The following is a 631-nucleotide window of genomic DNA, read 5'->3' as shown; positions in this document are numbered from 1 at the left end:
ACCTGAACTAACATTCCACCCATGAGCAAACCACCCAAACGACACTCGCGTCCAGCGTGGCTCAACCAATATGTTGAAGCTCCTTAGAAAGGAGGTGATCCAGCCGCACCTTCCGGTACGGCTACCTTGTTACGACTTAGTCCCAATCGCCAATCCCACCTTCGACGACTCCCTCCCACAAGGGGTTAGGCCATCGGCTTCGGGTGTTACCAACTTTCGTGACTTGACGGGCGGTGTGTACAAGGCCCGGGAACGTATTCACCGCAGCGTTGCTGATCTGCGATTACTAGCGACTCCGACTTCATGGGGTCGAGTTGCAGACCCCAATCCGAACTGAGACCGGCTTTTTGGGATTAGCTCAACCTCACAGTATCGCAACCCTTTGTACCGGCCATTGTAGCATGCGTGAAGCCCAAGACATAAGGGGCATGATGATTTGACGTCATCCCCACCTTCCTCCGAGTTGACCCCGGCAGTCTCCTATGAGTCCCCACCATTACGTGCTGGCAACATAGAACGAGGGTTGCGCTCGTTGCGGGACTTAACCCAACATCTCACGACACGAGCTGACGACAACCATGCACCACCTGTATACCAGCCCCGAAGGGAAACTCTATCTCTAGAGCGGTCC

At 54.8% G+C, this 631-nt stretch carries 1 rRNA gene; it reads right to left on the bottom strand.

The window, feature by feature from the left end:
- Positions 1–87: 87 nt before the first annotated feature.
- Positions 88–631: ribosomal RNA gene (locus tag ACED88_RS10740) — 16S ribosomal RNA — on the bottom strand; the annotation flags it as partial.

The organism is Rothia sp. 11273D007AR, from assembly GCF_053547255.1.
This window is presented reverse-complemented; position numbering and strand designations above follow the sequence as displayed.